We start from the raw sequence: 15,818 nt of genomic DNA, 5'->3' as shown, positions 1-15,818 counted from the left end.
CCAGACTTCCCGGCGCACCGTGAATGATCCTATCGCGAAAAGGTCCCTGTCACCGAGCCGAGGGAATGAATCTGGCGATCGCGCGCCAACCGAGCAGCAGAACCGCGGTGGAAATCGTCGCAACGATGATGAACGCGGTAGCGGTTCCCTGACCTGTCGCCGTGCGCAGGATCATGCCTCCGACGACCGTGGTGACCCACACCAGAATGCCCGTCGGAACAATGAGGAACGCGTCGAACTTGTTGCGGTACAGAGCGAACGTAGCGATCCAGCCGACAGCGGCACCGACGACGAACGGCCACGCGGTGTGGAAGAGGCCGGACAGCGCGGTGGCTTCGTCGTGACTGCGACGGCCGATCGCGGCGAACAGCACGATCATGACGAGATCGAGGACGGCAGCGACGGCCGGGGAACGAAACTTCACGGACCCACTGTAGGACACCGACGCGAACGGCCCGCGCCTACGAGTGCAGGTGCGGGCCGTTCGATGCCACTGGATCTCGCCCCCAGGTCCGGATCAATGTGGGTTTCAGTCGGTTGGACTGCAACAAAGGCGCATTGATCCGGAAGGGGAGGGGTGATCCGGAAGGGGAGGGGTGAATCCGGAAGGGGAGGGGTGAATCCGGAAGGCGAGGGGTCAATCCGGAAGGAGTAGAGGGGGTGAAACTTACGCCTGGAGGCCGGCCTCGATGTCGAGGTTCAGGACAATCTTGTCGCCGACCACTGCGCCGCCGCCTTCGAGGGGCATGTCGATGCTGATGCCGAAGTCCTTGCGGTTGATGGTGGTGCTGGCTTCGAAGCCTGCGACCGGTCCGTTGCCCATGCCGGCGTTGACGCCGTTGAACTCGAGCTTGAGGTCGATGGACTTGGTGACGCCGTGGAGGGTGAAGTCTCCGGTGACGACGAAGTCTCCGCCGTCGGCCTTGACCGAGGTGGACTTGAACGTCGCGGTCGGGAACTTCTCGACCTCGAAGAAGTCGGCGGTCTTGAGGTGGCCGTCGCGCTGCTCGTTGTCGGTGGTGATCGAGGTGACGTCGATCTCGGCGTCGACGGACGGGGTGCCGTCGGCGGCGACGGTGACGGTGCCGCTGAAGTTCTGGAAGCGGCCGCGGACCTTGCTGACCACCAGGTGGCGGACGGTGAATCCGACGGTGGAGTGGGTGGGATCGATGGCCCAGGTGCCTGCGGTCAGCTCGGGAAGCGCGATGGCGGTGGTCATGAGGACTCCTTGTTGGGTTGAAGTTTCAAACTCATAGTACACAAGCGGACCGGGGTCCGTATATATTCCGGGTGAACGACCAGTGACGGATGCCATACCGAACAGCACGGGGCTAGGCGGTCTCCGGATCGCCTTTGGAGTCGCGATCGTGCTCGGCGGCTCGGCCGAGATCGGAGGTCTCCTGCCGCTCGAGGGCGATGTCGAATTCCAGATCGGCGTGCTGGTGCTTACGGAACAGGACGAGGAACACGATCCACCCCACGATGGCGACCAAGATGAAGCTGACCCCGCGATAGACCAGGGCCGACGCCACTGCCTGAGATGCGGTGATGGACGCGGCGCTGGTCAGGAACGCGATGAGGGTGGCGTCGACGACCACCAGGCCACCGGGTGCGAGAGGGACGGATCCGACGGCCTTGCCCGCCGCGAATGCGATGAACAGCCCGGACAGTCGTGGATCTGCGCCGACGGCGAAGCACGCGAACGCCAGGCACGCGACGTCCGCGAGCCGGTGCACGGCCGACCAGGACAGTGTGAGCGCGCCGTCCCGCTTGCCGAGCTGTACGGATTGGATCTGGCCGATGACCTTGTCGATGGCCTCGGCTCCGGCGTCGAGATCGTGGTTGCGGAACGCGTTGTACTTGCGCAGACCCCAGCGGGCGAACTGTTTGATGGACTCCGGGTGGTTCGAGATGTATCGGACAGCGGCCACGATCGCGATGACGCCGATGATCGGGAGCACCACGGTGAAGGTATTGAACGAACTACCGACCACCAGTCCGCCGGCAACGCCGAGCACTGCCAACCCGGCTGCGGCGATGACGCCGGAGATGGCGAGCTGCCAGGAGGCGACAACCGGACTCGCACCCCAGCGTCGGGTCTCGCGGTAGGTGAAGGCCGTCGAGAACACCTGGCCGGCGGGCAGAGTGAGCGACATTGCGGTGCTGCCGTAGATGACGGCCACGGACTTGCGTTGCCGCACCTGCACGCCGCCCGCGTCGAGCAGCTGCTTCTGGACTCGGCCGAACGCGCTGAGCGACACGGCTTGGGCAAATACGCACGCAGCCAGCCAGCCCCAATGGATTTCTCGTACTGCTGTCCAGGATTCGTGCAGCCGTGGCCACAGGTAGATCGCCTCGCCCACCAGCAGAGCGACCAGGGCAATTGCGGCGATCCACTTGACCCATCTCAGCCGGTTTCGCGGGCGCCGCACTGCGGGTCCGCTGGTCGAGCTGGGGTCGGGCATCCTGTCAGACTAACCGTCACTCGAGGAGGAGTCGGGATACTCCACCGGCCAGGCCAGGTGGGTTGCCCGTCGTCGGCCACGCAGTTGCACCTGGTCGCCCAACTCCCACTGTTCCTGCTCCTCGTCGTCGGCGAAGTACAGGGCCGAGGTGGATGCCAGAACGCGTCCGGGCCGCAGTTTCGCCAGTTCGGTGAGCCGCGACGCCTCGTTGACCGGGTCTCCGATGACCGTGTACTCGAAGCGCTCGGACGCGCCGATGTTGCCGGCGACGGCCAGTCCCGCCGACACCCCGATGCCGATGTCGAGTCCGGTGATCTCGTCCAGAGCGAAACGCAGTTCACGCGCCGCGGCCAGGGCCGCGGTGGGAGCGTCGGGACGGTCGAGCGGTGCCCCGAAGATCGCCAGCGCCGCGTCGCCCATGAATTTGTTGACGAAGCCGTGGTGGCGTCCGACGACGTCGACGACCACCCGGAAGAACTCGTTGAGCAACACCACGACCTCACTCGGCGGGCGTTCCGACGCGGTGGCGGTGGATCCGACCATGTCGACGAACAGCACGGCGACGAATCGTGTCTCGCCGCCCAGCTCGGTACCGAACTGCAGTGCTCGACGCGCCACGTCCTCGCCGACGTGCTGGCCGAACAGCTGACGCAGGACGCGTCGCTCGGCGGATTCCTCCATCATGCGGTTGAAGCCGACCTGGAGGCGACCGATCTCGCTGCCGTCGAACACGTCGACCTCGACGTCGGTCTCGCCGCGTTGCACGCGTTCGATGGCGTTGTGCAGTTGGCTGATCGGGTCGGAGATCTGGCTCGCCGTGAGCATCGACAGGACGAAGGCCTGCACGATGGCCAGCACGCTGAGCAGGATGATGGCCACGGCCAGCGCGTTCGGCGAGAACACCAGGTCGGTCGTCAGCTGGGTGGCACACAGCAAGATGATGCCGATGACGGGCATCAACGTGCCCAGTCCCCACGTCATGGCCATGCGGGTACCGACGCCGGGCGTCATCGTGCGGTCGAAACGGCCTTCGCTCAGTGCGAGTGCTGCGACCGGGCGCAGAATGCGTTCGCCGAGCATGTAGGTGAAACCGAAGGTGACGGTGGCGGCCATGCCGACGGTGACGATGACGGCGATGGACAGCGACGGCATCTCCGCGATGGTCAGCAGCACGAAGATGATGCCGCCGATGATCCACAGAATCAGGTGCACGATGGCCTGACGCAGCGGCGCGTGCAGCGTCGTCATCTGTTCCTTGCGGGTGGGCGGGCCGCCGCGGAGCTGCCACCTGATGACCGAGCGCAGCAGTGTGTACGCGTAGATCAGGCTGACCACCAGGGCAACACCCAGATACGCACCGAAGATGTACACGTTGCGGACGCGATCGGCGACGATCGATTGCGACTCCGGAATGGGCAGACCGTAGCGAACGAAGGCGAATACGAGCACTGCACCGAACACATTGGCGATGAGCATCGAGAGCATATAGAGCGGCCAGCGACTCTTCAGGGTGAGCGAGACCGCTCGGAAAGATGCCAGCACAGGTTAAATTTAGCGGGTGAGCACCGACGAGTTGCGGGCGCAAGGTACGGGGGCGTCCCCGCGCCTCACTTCGGCCGCAGATTCGGTGCATCCGCTGGTACGGGTTGGGGCGGAATGGACGTGGCGACTGCTGGTCCTGTTTGCCGGATTCATCACTTTTGCCTATGTGATCGCCAAACTGAGCACGGTGGTCATCCCGCTGGGTCTGGCGCTGCTGGCGGCCGCTCTGCTGGTGCCGATCGTCGATTGGATGCAGCGCCGAGGAGTGCCGCGTGTCGCCGCGGTGATCATCGTGATCATCGCCAGCATCGGCGTCGTCGCCGGAATCATGACGTTCATCGTCGAGCAGTTCATCGAGGGGCTGCCGCAGGTGGGCGATCAGTTCACCCAATCGATCAACAGTGTCGAGGAGTGGCTCAGCAACGGGCCGCTGCACATCAGCGAAGACCAGATTCGGCAGGCGACCGACAATTTGGTCAAGGTCATCCAGGACAACCAGGAGGCCGTCACCAGCGGGGCGTTGACCACGGCGACGGTGATCGGCGAAATTCTGACCGGGGCGCTGCTGACGCTGTTCACGCTGATCTTCTTCCTGTACGGCGGTGATCAGATCTGGCAGTTCGTCACCCGGCTCGCACCGACGAAGGCGCGCAGAAAGATTCGCACAGCCGGCATCCAAGGTTTCGGATCGCTCGTGGGATACGTTCGCGCGACGGTGGCCGTCGCCGCAGCCGACGCGGTGGGCATCGGAGCCGGACTCGCCATTCTCGGTGTACCGCTGGCACTTCCGTTGGCATCACTGGTGTTCATCGGCGCCTTCATTCCGATCATCGGTGCCGTGCTGACCGGATTCGTCGCAGTGTTCATCGCCCTGGTGACGAAGGGGCTCATCACCGCCGTCATCACCCTGGGCATCGTGATCGCGGTCATGCAGCTCGAAGGCCATGTGCTGCAGCCACTTCTGCTCGGCCGCGCCGTTCGGCTGCACCCACTGGCCGTCGTGCTGTCCATCACCGTCGGCATTCTGCTCGCGGGCATCGTCGGCGGCCTGCTGGCGGTCCCGATCGTTGCGGTGCTCAACACCGCCGTCCGGTCGCTGCTCGCCGACGACCCCGACGAGGTGTACGAGGAACTCGATGTCAGCGACACGCTGTACTCGGCCGAACCCAGCGACCCGGACACCCCTCCCGGTTCGTCCGAGCCCGATCGACTTGCCAAGGGGGAGCTGAACACTGCAGACCCGAAAACCGATGCGGACGACTGACCGAGTGCGGCCGACGCTGAACTCGGCCGATCCCGACAGCCCGCTGTGGCGGGCCTCGCAGGCCTTCCGCCTGGTCACTCTCGTGTACGCCGTCAGCTATCAGGCTGCGACCGTCGACAACTACACCAACCCGCGGCTGAGTTGGGCGTTGGTCGCCCTGATGGCCGTATGGTCCGGAGCTTCGGCACTCCTGCTCTCGCGGGCCACCCTGCCGCGCTGGCAGGTGGTGCTCGCAGATCAGATCATCGTGATCGCCCTGATGGCGTCGACGCGGTTGGTGGCCGACTACGACTGGTACAGCACCCGCCAGACCCTGCCCACCACCCTGTGGGCCACCAACGCCGTCATCTCCGCCGCAATTCTGTTGGGGCCCAAGGGTGGTATCGCCTCGGGTGTGGTGATGTCGTTGGTCAGTGCCCTGGTACGGGACCGGTTCGACACCGACCTGTGGTCCGACGCCACCGCCCCGGTGCTGCTGTCGGCCGGGCTCGCGTTGGGATTGGCGTCGAACACAGCCCGGCGCGCCCACGAGGAATTGCGCAGTGCGGCACGGTTGGCCGCGATCACCGAGGAGCGTGAGCGGCTGGCCCGACAGGTGCACGACGGGGTTCTGCAGGTGCTGGCCCTCGTTCGCCGTCGAGGTCTCGAAATAGGCGGGCCGGCAGCCGAACTCGCCGAGCTCGCCGGTGAGCAGGAAGTCGCTCTGCGCGTGCTGATCTCCGAACAGTCGGCTCCGCGCGACGATCACACCGGATCGATCGTCGACGTGCGCGCCCTGCTGCGCACCCAGGCCGGCACGTCGATCTCGGTGTCGACTCCCGCCGACCCGGTGCTCGTCGAATCCGACGTCGCCGACGAGCTCGCTGCCGTCGTGACCACTGCCCTGTCCAACGTCGAACTTCACGCAGGTGCCGATGCGAAGGCCTACGTACTGCTCGAAGACGTCGACGGAGAGCTGATCCTGAGCATTCGTGACGACGGCCGCGGAATACCCGCCGGACGGCTCGCCGCCGCCGAGGCCGAGGGCCGGATGGGCGTCTCGAAGTCCATCCTCGGCCGGGTCGAATCTCTCGGCGGTACTGCGATACTCGACACCGGAGAGGGCGAGGGCACCGAATGGGAAATTCGGGTTCCGCGAACGAGAGGAGCGAGATGACCGGCGACGAGAATCCGAACGCCGAGATCGCGGTGATGGTCGTCGACGATCACCCCATGTGGCGTGACGGCGTCGCCCGGGATCTCGAGGCCGCCGGATTTCGGGTGGTCGCCACCGCGGACGGAGTAGCCGCGGCCGGACGCCGCGCCCGAGCGACCACTCCCGACGTCGTCCTCATGGACATGCATCTGCCCGACGGGAACGGTGCCGATGCCACCGTCGCAGTGCTGGACGCGTCCCCGAAATCCACGATTCTGGTGCTCTCGGCATCGGCGGAACGCAGCGACGTGCTCGACGCGATCAAAGCTGGTGCGACGGGTTACCTGGTCAAGAGCGCATCGGCGGAGGAGCTGTTCGACGCCGTCCGCGCCACCGCAGCCGGACAAGCGGTGTTCACCCCGGGTCTGGCTGGTTTGGTTCTCGGCGAATTCCGGCGGATGTCGTCGTCACCGGAGCCGGAGTCCGATACCCGCCCCACGTTGACCGAGCGCGAGACCGAGGTGCTCAGACTGGTCGCAAAAGGGCTCAGCGCCAAGCAGATTGCGACCCGTTTGACGCTCAGCCACCGGACGGTCGAGAACCACGTGCAGGCGACACTGCGAAAACTGCAGCTGGCCAACCGCGTCGAATTGACCCGGTACGCCATCGAAAAGGGTCTGTAGGGGTTTGCGACCCGGCCCGACGGGCACTCTTGACCCCATGACCGACAACGAAGCAGTGGACACGACAGTCGATCCGGCCGAGCACACGAAGGGCGTCGACGCCGACCAGGATCAGACCGGCGACGAGCGCGCCGAGGCCATCGATGAATTCGACGGCCATCTGGACGGGTCGGGCGAGGAGTCCGAGCTTCCGACGCCCGAGCCGACCGAAGTGGCCGACAAGAGCGACGAGAAGACCGTCACCCGGTCCGAGTAGCCCCTACTGGGCACACAGCCTGCCGAGCGCGAATTTGGCGATCGGCAGGTAGGGCAGAACCAGCGGCAACGGGCCGTCGATGGTGATCCACGCCCTCGTTCCACTGGGTCGTGAGACGACTCCGTGTGTCAGATCCACGCCGATGGCCCTGTTCTGGAACCATGCCGACCACGCCCACGTCCACGAGTGTTCGTCCACCGAGTGCACCTCGAAGTCGATCGGCACCCCCAACGGCCCCAGCACTCGGCCGGAGGTATCGGAGTCGAGGCGTTCACCGCGGTATTCGACGCCCATGATCTGCGGAGCCCAGGTCTTCCAGACCGTCGGGTCCATGTAACGCTCCCAGACCTCGGGTGCCGGGGCGTCTCCGGTGGATTGCAGTGTCACTCGCATAGCCCTCACCTACCCGCTGGTAGCCGTCTCCACACGGATATTCGCCGAACGTTCGGTCACCATCCACCGCCGGGGCATCGGGTGGACGTCCGGCTGGAGAGACTGAGCAGGTGCGCATCGTTCAACTGGCGAACTTCTACGGGCCGCGGTCCGGCGGTCTGCGGACGGCCGTCGATCAGCTGGGATCGGGCTACGTGGCCGCTGGTCACGACGTCACGCTGATCGTGCCGGGTGCCCGGTGGAGTGAGACGACGCTGCAGTCGGGAGTGACGCGCGTCGAGGTGCCGGCACCGAAAGTTCCGTTCACCGGCGGCTACCGTGTGGCCGACCCGCGGCGAGTGGCCTCGATCGCGTCGGGTCTACGTCCGGACGTGATCGAAGTGTCGGACCGGCTGACCCTGCGCGGAATGGGCAGGTGGGCGTCGCGGCGCGACATCCGCAGCGTGATGATCTCTCACGAGCGCCTCGACCGTCTGTTGGCTCAGACGATGCCGATGCGATACGCCCGGCCCCTCGCCGACGCGGCCAACCGACGCAGTGCCGAGTCGTACGACGCCGTCGTCTGCACCACCGAGTTCGCGCAGCAGGAATTCGATCGAATCGGAACACCCAACGTCCATCGGGTACCGCTCGGCGTCGATCTCGAGCTGTTCCATCCCCGACGACGCCGAGCCGGCGCGCGCTCGGCATGGCTGGGTAGCGCCGACCGGCTGCTGGTCCATTGCGGCCGACTGTCGGTGGAAAAGCATGTCGAGACCAGTATCGATTCGCTTGCCGCGCTCTGCGATTCGGGTATGCGGGCTCGGTTGGTCATTGCCGGCGACGGCCCCCGACGAGCGGGCCTCGAACGACGTGCCCGCGGGCTGCCCGTCGACTTCCTCGGCTTCGTCGACGGCAGGTCGGCCGTCGCCGAGCTGCTCGCCTCGGCCGACATCGCTCTCGCGCCGGGACCGCACGAGACATTCGGCCTCGCGGCATTGGAATCGCTCGCCGCGGGCACACCCGTCGTCGTCTCCGAAACCTCGGCACTGGCCCAGATCGTCACCCCGCAATGCGGTGGATCCTCGATCAACACCGCCGACGGCTTCGCAGCGGAAATCCAACGGCTGCTTCGACTTCCGGCCGACGGACGCCGGATCGCGGCGAGAATACGCGCCGAAGAGTTCGGCTGGCCCGCATCGGTACACGGAATGTTGTCGGTTCTCCGCGGGCACGCCGCCTGAGAACTTCGCTACCCTGGGCCCATGGAGGCAAGGGATCTGCGAGTGTCCGATGCCGAACGCGAGCACGTCGGGCAGCTGCTGCAACGAGCAGTCGGCCAAGGCATGTTGTCGCTCGGTGAGTTCACCGAAAGAATGGACACCGCTCTGGCGTCGAAGACCCGGGGCGAACTGAACTCGGTACTCGCCGATCTACCGGGCATGCAGATCGCCGGCGAGCACCTCCCGTCGCCGAAACCCTTCGCCGATCCCACCCCACAACCGACGCCGCGCCGCGTCGTGCAGGAGCACTGGGGACACGGTGGCGGTACCCCGGACACGGTGCGCGGCAGCATGTCCACCATCACCCGCAAAGGCCCGTGGAACGTGCCGCGCCGATTGAACGTGGTGACGCGGCTGTCGTCGGTGACACTCGACTTCACGCAGGCCGTCATGGTCAGCCAGGTCGTCGACATCCACGTCGACGACTACTGCAGCTCGGTCACCGTGATCCTCCCGACCGAAGCCACCGCCGACGTCAACGGTGCCGAGGCCGTCGCAGGTACCGTCACCAACAAGGTGCGCACCGGCCCGCCGTACGGACCGCTGCACGTGGTGCTCACCGGGAAGGTCCGCTTCGGTTCCCTCACCGTCAAGCACCCCTTCGGTAGCTCGTTCCGTAAAATTTTCGGATAGTCGGGCTGGACTACTCGAGGGATCCGAGTAGCACTACTCAGGCTATCGAGCCGCGCGGCCCGCAGGATCTATCCCATGACTTCTTCCCAGAACTCCGGGCTGGACCCGCAACTCGTCGCGCGCCTGTCCAGCCGCTTCGATTCCCTGGGCGACCACATGCGTCAGGTGGCCGTCGACCTGCAAACATTGCAGTCGCAGCTCGGTACTGCACCCACTTCCGTGACCGTTTCGGCTCCCGCCAGGCCACAGCCGGTGCCGCGGTCGTATGTGCCGACCGTCCCTCCGCAGACGTTCTCGGCGCCCCAGATGCCTGCACCGCAGCAGCCCTATGCCGCGCGCGGCCCGGTGTCGGCACCTCCGGTCACGCCGCCTCCTGCGGTCGGCCGGTCCATGGCAGCCCCGCCGTTGCGAGGGCCGGTGGTCGCGCCGCGGCCACCCGCTCCGCCCCGTGAGCCGTGGTGGCAACGAGACGGCGTCATCAGTCGCCTGCTCGCCGTCGCAGGCGCGGGTGTCACGCTCGTCGGCGTCGTGATGCTGCTGGTTCTGGCCGCACAGGCCGGCTGGTTCGGGCCGCCCCTGCGCGTCGCCGCAGGCGGGGTGTTCTCCCTCGCCCTGATCGGTGCCGGTGTGCGGGTGTTCGGCCGGTCCGGAGGACGCGTCGGCGGAATTTCGCTGGCCGCTACGGGTATTGCGGGTCTGTACCTCGACGTTCTGGCAACGTCCGTCCTGTACGGCTGGCTCGATCCGGTGATCGGCCTGATCGCTGCATTCGGAATCGCCGCTGCGGGAACAGCTCTCGCAGTGCAGTGGAAGTCGCAGCCGATGGCGGTATTGATTCTCGCCGGAGTCGCGGCGTGTGGCCCCATCCTGACCGACGGTCCGACCCTGGCCCTGATCGCGTTCTTCATCGCCACGTACATTGCGAGCTTCCCGGCCCAGATCGGCCGTGATTGGCCGCTGCTGCAGATCGTCCGAACCCTTCCCCTCGTCGGCACGGTCCTGATAGCGCTGGTCGGCACCGACCTGTCCGAACCGACCGACTATCGACTGCTTCTCGTCGTCCTGCTGGTGGCTGCGTCCGGGATGAGCATGTCTCTGGAACTGCTGCGCCGCAACGTCTCCGACGTGGTGGCCACCGTCATGACGGCTCTGGCTGCGCTGCCGCTGTTGATCTCGGCGAGCGTGTTCGATCGGTGGACCACCGTGACCGTGCAGTTGGTTCTGGTGGCCGCGGCACTGGTGATCGTGTTGCTGGTGCACTGGCTACCGGCGCATGCCCGCATCACGGTCTCGATCATCGGTGCCGTGGCAATGCTGCAGGCCGCAGTCGAATCGACGACGGTCGACGTGCGTCCGGTAGTGCTGTTCGCGGTTGCCCTGGCGCTGTTCGCCGCGGCCCACCGCACCCGCTCGTCGTTGGCGTACCTGATCGGAAGCGCGTTCGGTGTGATCGGTGCGTTGACCTTCGTCTCGATCTCCCCGCCGGAGGCTCTCCTGGATTCCGATCACGCTGCCGGGAATGCGGGCATCATTATCGGCGGAATACTGCTCGCTGCAACAGCATTCGCGTTCGCCTATGTCCTGACCGAACTGAAACTCATCGACGACGGAATGCAGACCCTGGCCATCGTCTCCGGAGTGCTCGCCCTGTACGGCCTCACCTCGGCCACCGTGAGCCTGGGAACCTCGATCGGCGGCAACACCACCGGATTCACCGCCGGGCACACCGCCGCCACGATCGAGTGGATGATCGCAGCATTCGCCCTGCTGGCCTTCGGGTTACGGAGTATTGCCCACGCTCACCTGGCACTGCTGGCCGGACTGTCTCTGACCGCCGCCTCCATCGCCAAACTGTTCCTGTTCGACCTCGTCGCCCTGGACGGCCTGTTCCGCGTCATCGCCTTCATCGCAGTCGGCTTGTTGCTGCTGATCGCGGGGACCCGATACGCCAAGGTATTCGCGGACCGAGAGGGAGCGGTCACCTCCTGACCCCCGCTGCCTCCTGATCCCCACTGCGTGAATGGACCACTGCGCACACGTCTCGACGGTGCAGTGGTTCATTCACGCGTTGCGGGGGGAGGGGCGCCGCCCGGCTGTGACGACTGGCGTCAGCGTGAGCGGTTGCGCTCCCGCGCCAACAGTTCGCTGACACTGAGCACCTGGCCGTTGTCGCCGCCGCGGTGGCGGCCACTGTCCCCGCCTTCGGTGGATGGAGCGGCACGACGACCTGACGGCTTCTCCTCGCGATCCGATTCCGAACTGGCCCCGACACTGTTGCCGTTGTTTTCGGTGTCATGTCGTTCCGAGGTGCGGGGGTCGGAACCGCTGCTGTTGGAACCACTGCTGTTGGAACCGCTGCTGTACGAACCGTTGCGGTCGATGCCGTTTCCGTTCGAGCCACGGCGTTCGGACCCGTTGTCGGCGTTGCCGTTTCGCCCGGAACCGTTGCGTCCGGAAGCTGTGCCGCCGTGGGCACCGGTATGCGAGCCGTTGGTGCCGTGCTCGTCGGCTCCGTTCGAAGCTGCTCCGTTCGAAGCTGCTCCGTTGGTAGCAGCCCCGTTGGCGGTCGAGCCGTTGGACGACGACCCGTTGGCACCGGTGCCGTGACCGTTCGAGCCGTGACCATTCGAGGTGTGGCTGTCAGAACCGTGGGAGCCGTTGGTGAGCGACTCGCTTCGCGGAGTGCTCGGCCGTGGTGCCTGCGATGCGCTCGGGGCTCGCAGATCGGCCAGCCAGCTTTCGATGGATCGCGAATCCGGCTCCTCGGCCCGTCCCGCTCGCGTGCTACGGGTGCGGCTCGGGGGTGCACTCGGCGGTTGAGGCGACTGTGCTGGTGCCGGTGCGGGTGCGGCACTCGGGGGAGCGGGTCGAACGACGTCCGCTGCCTGAGTCGGTTCGGGTTCGACGTGCGGACGCGGCGGAACCTGCTGCGCCCGAGTCGGCCCGGATACGGGTGGGCGCGGTTCGGCAGGACGCGGCGGAGTGGGACGCGCCGCGGGTGCCTGCGGCGAGTAAGCCTGCGACGGGCGAGCCTGGGGCGAGTAGGCCTGCGACGAGTACGGCTGCACCGAATCGGGCTGGGGCTCAGCCTGCTTCGGGGGAGTGGTCGGTGCCGCGCGGGTCGGCTCGGGTGGCGTCGCCGGCCGGCCGGTCACACTTCGACGCGACTCTTCCTTCGCGGCGTGCGTGGCACGGATCGGTCCGCCTCCGTGCGGTGCCACCACCGGGATGGGTTCGGTGAGGGGCTCACCGCGGCGCGGTGTCGGACGCATCGGGGGTGCGACGGTCGACGAGGGTGCGCCGCCCGCGAGGGCGAGTTCGGGCACGTCTCCGGTGGGCAGCAGCTCGTCTTCGAGGATGGTCTCGCCGAGGCCGAGCTTGCGCTGAATGCGCTTCATCCACTGCGGAGCCCACCAGCAGTCGTCGCCGAGCAGCTTCATCGTGGCGGGCACGAGGAACATGCGAATCAGCGTCGCGTCGATGATGAGAGCGGCGATCATGCCGTAGGCGATGTACTTCATCATCACCAGATCGGAGAACGCGAACGCGCCGGTGACGACGATGAGGATCAGTGCCGCCGCGGTGATGATGCGTCCGGTATGCGAGGTTCCGATGCGGATGGCTTCGCTTGTGCTGGCACCCTTTTCGCGTGCCTCGACCATTCTGGAGAGTAGGAACACCTCGTAGTCCGTGGACAGGCCGAACACAATCGAGATGATCAGCACCAGCACCGGAGCCATGATCGGCCCCGGGGTGAAGTTCATCAGCCCCGCCCCGTGACCCTCGATGAAGATCCACGTCAGGATGCCCATGGTGGCACCGAGGCCGAGGACGGTCATCAGCACCGCCTTGATCGGCAGCACCAGCGATCCGAACGTCAGGAACATCAGCATCGTCACGATGAACACCACCAGCACGGCCATCAGTGGCAGCTTGTCGATGAGTGCGCTGATCGAGTCCTGCTCGATTGCCGGGGTACCTCCGATCATGACCGTCGCGCCGTCGGGCACGTCGATGCTGCGGAGGAAGTCGATGGCCGGTTTCGAGTCGTTGCGATCGGTCAACCCGGCCTTGAAGACGATGACGCCGTCCTTGCTGGCACCGACGGGAGTGAACTTCTCGATCAATCCGGGAGCGTTGTTCGCCTGCGTGGTGATCGCGCCGAGCGTCGGACCCTGCGCGCCCTCGATGACCATCTTGATGGGTTCGGTGCGCTGGCCGGGGAACAGGCTGTCGAACTCTCCCTGCGCGACGCGGGTGACGTTGTCCGGCGGTAGGTACGTCTCGTTGATGCCACCGAATTTGATGTTGCCGACGGGCAGCGTCAGAAGGACCAATCCGAGCACGATGGGCACGGTGACCTTGACGGGGTTGCGCATCACCCAGCGGGTGAGCTTGCCCCACATGCCGTTCTCGATCTCTTCGCTCGACTTGGTCTTGCGCATGAACTTCAGACCGAGGGCGTCGACGCGTGGGCCGAGGATGGCGAGCATCGCGGGCAGGATCGTGATGGCCGTCAGCGCTGCGAGCGCGACGGTGGCGATGGATCCGTATGCGACGGATTTCAGGAAGCCCTGCGGAAACAGCAGCAGGCCACCGAGGGAGGCGACGATCATCGTCGCGGAGAACACGACGGTGCGACCCGCCGTCATGACGGTACGGCGCACGGCCTGCGGCGTCGTATGTCCGTCACCGAGTTCCTCGCGGAATCTCGAGACGATGAACAGTCCGTAGTCGATGGCCAACCCGAGTCCGACGAGCGAGACCACGGGCGCGACGAACGAGTTGACCTCGGTGAAGTTGGTGAACACCTTGACGATGCCGTTGGCTCCGACCACCGTCAGACCGCCGATGATCAGCGGGAGCGCCGCGGCGACGACGCCGCCGAAGATGAAGAACAGCAGGACCGCGACGGCGGGGATCGCCAGCAGTTCCATGCGGTGGATGTCGCCTGCCATCGTCGACTGCAGTGCGCCGGCCACGGCCTGAAGACCGGTCACCTGCACGTCGACGCCGTCGATGTAGAAGGCGTCCTTGACGGCCTGGAAGTTGTTGGTCAGTTCGGTGTCGTCGGCACCCTTCATCGCGATGCTGGCGATGGCATGTTGCTTGTCGTTGGTACCGAGAGCTGCGAGGTTGGGTGCGCCGGGCACCTTGAAGTAGGTGCCGTTGACCTTCTCGATCTGGTCGGGATGGTCGACGGGGAGCGATTCGAGGCTCGAGACGACCTTCGACTGGAATTCCGGATCGTCGATCGACGACCCCTCGGGCGCGGTGTAGAGGACGATGACGTCACCCTGCTTGTCGCGTCCGAACGTCGTGTCCGCCAGACGGGCAGCCTGGGCCGATTCCGAGGTCGGATCGTCCCAACCGCTCTGACTGAGATGGCTGTTGAGATCGAGACCGTAGGCAGCGAAGCCCAACAGCCCGGCCACCATGACACCGATAACGGTGTACCGCAGGCGGTAGACGATGTCTCCCCATCTGGCGAACACTTAAGAAACTCCTTGGCGCCCGACGAGCAGGGCGGACAGCGGTCGGAAGGGCTGCAGCCACGCGCCCTCGTCGGGGAGCGAATCGAGACTCACCCGAGGCAGTGGCTCACGGAAGACGCCGGGAATGTCCTCGAGGTCGAGGAATTCCAGGATGTCCGACGTGACAGCCCAGCTTGCGTGCTCCCGGAATCCCAGTACCTGAACGGGTACTCCGGTTGCTGCGATGGCCTCCAACGGCCCCTTGAACGCCTGACCGTCGGCGGACGCGACCATGACACCGGCGAGGCCGCCGTCACGGTTGCGGAAGTCGATGTGGTCGAGCATGTCGGCGTCGACATCACTGTCTTCGTCGACCTTGGGCTTGGCGAACACCGCGAAGCCCACGTTACGCAATGCTTCGACCCAGGGGCGGACGACGTCGGCGCTGCCGGGTGCAATATTGGTGAACACCGTTGCCTCGGGCTCGAGCGTCGCGGTGCCCGAGGTGGACAGTTCGGCGGTGCGGCTGAGCAGCCATCGGCCCAGCGCATCGAATCGTGGGCGGTAGGCGGCGGTGGGCCGGCCACCCAGGATCGCGCCGAGACCCATGTCCAGGTTGGGTGCATCCCACACGAGCAGGACTCGCTTGCTGTGGCGGGACTCACCGATCGCCCCGAGCTCGGCGGGATCGATCACGGTGTCGGGCATGTC

General features: G+C 66.0%; 14 protein-coding genes. 7 read left to right on the top strand and 7 right to left on the bottom strand.

Annotated features, from left to right (window positions below):
• Positions 1–49: 49 nt before the first annotated feature.
• The 4 genes from ASH04_RS20715 to ASH04_RS20700 all read right to left on the bottom strand — a co-directional run bounded on the left by ASH04_RS20715 (position 50) and on the right by ASH04_RS20700 (position 3,950).
• Positions 50–424 carry a DUF3054 domain-containing protein gene (locus ASH04_RS20715; protein WP_057474412.1) on the bottom strand — a complete coding sequence of 125 codons (375 nt, stop codon included), beginning with the start codon at positions 422–424 and terminating at the stop codon, positions 50–52.
• 243 nt (positions 425–667) lie between these two features.
• On the bottom strand, positions 668–1,219 hold the full coding sequence (locus ASH04_RS20710) for a YceI family protein (RefSeq protein WP_032367108.1): 552 nt from the start codon (positions 1,217–1,219) through the stop codon (positions 668–670).
• A gap of 112 nt (positions 1,220–1,331) precedes the next feature.
• The gene (locus ASH04_RS20705; protein ID WP_057474411.1) at positions 1,332–2,465 is read right to left on the bottom strand and encodes a TIGR00374 family protein; all 1,134 of its coding nucleotides are present in this window, start codon (positions 2,463–2,465) and stop codon (positions 1,332–1,334) included.
• A gap of 9 nt (positions 2,466–2,474) precedes the next feature.
• The gene (locus ASH04_RS20700) at positions 2,475–3,950 is read right to left on the bottom strand and encodes an adenylate/guanylate cyclase domain-containing protein (protein WP_032367437.1); all 1,476 of its coding nucleotides are present in this window, start codon (positions 3,948–3,950) and stop codon (positions 2,475–2,477) included.
• Between the two features lie 73 nt (positions 3,951–4,023).
• On the opposite strand from ASH04_RS20700, the gene ASH04_RS20695 reads away from it, so the two are divergent.
• The 4 genes from ASH04_RS20695 to ASH04_RS20680 are packed head-to-tail and all read left to right on the top strand — an operon-like array spanning position 4,024 to position 7,345.
• A complete protein-coding gene (locus ASH04_RS20695) occupies positions 4,024–5,271 on the top strand; it encodes an AI-2E family transporter (protein WP_371828769.1) in 1,248 nt (415 codons plus the stop codon).
• A complete protein-coding gene (gene macS, locus ASH04_RS20690) occupies positions 5,258–6,427 on the top strand; it encodes a MacS family sensor histidine kinase (protein ID WP_057474410.1) in 1,170 nt (389 codons plus the stop codon). The genes ASH04_RS20695 and macS overlap by 14 nt, the downstream gene beginning before the upstream one ends.
• Before the next feature lie 35 nt (positions 6,428–6,462).
• Entirely contained in the window at positions 6,463–7,089 is a 627-nt protein-coding gene (locus ASH04_RS20685; protein WP_027495360.1) for a response regulator, read from the top strand.
• 37 nt (positions 7,090–7,126) lie between these two features.
• Positions 7,127–7,345 carry a hypothetical protein gene (locus ASH04_RS20680; RefSeq protein WP_032367104.1) on the top strand — a complete coding sequence of 73 codons (219 nt, stop codon included), beginning with the start codon at positions 7,127–7,129 and terminating at the stop codon, positions 7,343–7,345.
• Between the two features lie 3 nt (positions 7,346–7,348).
• Here the strand turns inward: ASH04_RS20680 and ASH04_RS20675 are convergent, their stop codons facing one another.
• Positions 7,349–7,738 carry a hypothetical protein gene (locus ASH04_RS20675; RefSeq protein WP_027495362.1) on the bottom strand — a complete coding sequence of 130 codons (390 nt, stop codon included), beginning with the start codon at positions 7,736–7,738 and terminating at the stop codon, positions 7,349–7,351.
• Positions 7,739–7,848: 110 nt separating this feature from the next.
• Here ASH04_RS20675 and ASH04_RS20670 point away from each other — a divergent pair, with 110 nt between their 5' ends.
• From ASH04_RS20670 to ASH04_RS20660, 3 genes are all read left to right on the top strand, one after another.
• A complete protein-coding gene (locus tag ASH04_RS20670) occupies positions 7,849–8,961 on the top strand; it encodes a glycosyltransferase (RefSeq protein WP_057474409.1) in 1,113 nt (370 codons plus the stop codon).
• A gap of 21 nt (positions 8,962–8,982) precedes the next feature.
• Positions 8,983–9,633 (top strand): DUF1707 SHOCT-like domain-containing protein, encoded by a 651-nt coding sequence (locus tag ASH04_RS20665; protein ID WP_032367103.1) that lies wholly within the window; start codon positions 8,983–8,985, stop codon positions 9,631–9,633.
• Between the two features lie 75 nt (positions 9,634–9,708).
• Positions 9,709–11,622: a DUF2339 domain-containing protein gene (locus ASH04_RS20660; RefSeq protein WP_082519360.1), complete on the top strand. Its 1,914-nt coding sequence runs from the start codon at positions 9,709–9,711 to the stop codon at positions 11,620–11,622.
• A gap of 119 nt (positions 11,623–11,741) precedes the next feature.
• On the opposite strand, the gene ASH04_RS20655 is transcribed toward ASH04_RS20660, so the two are convergent.
• Both ASH04_RS20655 and ASH04_RS20650 read right to left on the bottom strand, forming a co-directional pair.
• Positions 11,742–15,128 (bottom strand): MMPL family transporter, encoded by a 3,387-nt coding sequence (locus ASH04_RS20655; protein WP_032392099.1) that lies wholly within the window; start codon positions 15,126–15,128, stop codon positions 11,742–11,744.
• Entirely contained in the window at positions 15,129–15,815 is a 687-nt protein-coding gene (locus ASH04_RS20650; RefSeq protein WP_228139387.1) for an NYN domain-containing protein, read from the bottom strand. It abuts the gene before it with no gap.
• Between the last annotated feature and the right edge of the window lie 3 nt (positions 15,816–15,818).

This window comes from Rhodococcus sp. Leaf233 (assembly GCF_001426165.1).
Taxonomy (GTDB): domain Bacteria; phylum Actinomycetota; class Actinomycetes; order Mycobacteriales; family Mycobacteriaceae; genus Rhodococcoides; species Rhodococcoides fascians.
Note: the sequence above shows the minus strand (reverse complement) of the source record. Positions and strands in the feature narration are given on the sequence as shown.

Bases quoted from the DNA above. Each gene is read 5' to 3' on its own strand.
- ASH04_RS20705 (WP_057474411.1), bottom strand. From the start codon at position 2,465: ATGCCCGACCCCAGCTCGACCAGCGGACCCGCAGTGCGGCGCCCGCGA.
- ASH04_RS20700 (WP_032367437.1), bottom strand. From the start codon at position 3,950: ATGCTCTCGATGCTCATCGCCAATGTGTTCGGTGCAGTGCTCGTATTC.
- macS (WP_057474410.1), top strand. From the start codon at position 5,258: ATGCGGACGACTGACCGAGTGCGGCCGACGCTGAACTCGGCCGATCCC.
- ASH04_RS20675 (WP_027495362.1), bottom strand. From the start codon at position 7,738: ATGCGAGTGACACTGCAATCCACCGGAGACGCCCCGGCACCCGAGGTC.
- ASH04_RS20660 (WP_082519360.1), top strand. From the start codon at position 9,709: ATGACTTCTTCCCAGAACTCCGGGCTGGACCCGCAACTCGTCGCGCGC.
- ASH04_RS20665 (WP_032367103.1), top strand. From the start codon at position 8,983: ATGGAGGCAAGGGATCTGCGAGTGTCCGATGCCGAACGCGAGCACGTC.
- ASH04_RS20650 (WP_228139387.1), bottom strand. From the start codon at position 15,815: ATGCCCGACACCGTGATCGATCCCGCCGAGCTCGGGGCGATCGGTGAG.
- ASH04_RS20710 (WP_032367108.1), bottom strand. From the start codon at position 1,219: ATGACCACCGCCATCGCGCTTCCCGAGCTGACCGCAGGCACCTGGGCC.
- ASH04_RS20685 (WP_027495360.1), top strand. From the start codon at position 6,463: ATGGTCGTCGACGATCACCCCATGTGGCGTGACGGCGTCGCCCGGGAT.
- ASH04_RS20680 (WP_032367104.1), top strand. From the start codon at position 7,127: ATGACCGACAACGAAGCAGTGGACACGACAGTCGATCCGGCCGAGCAC.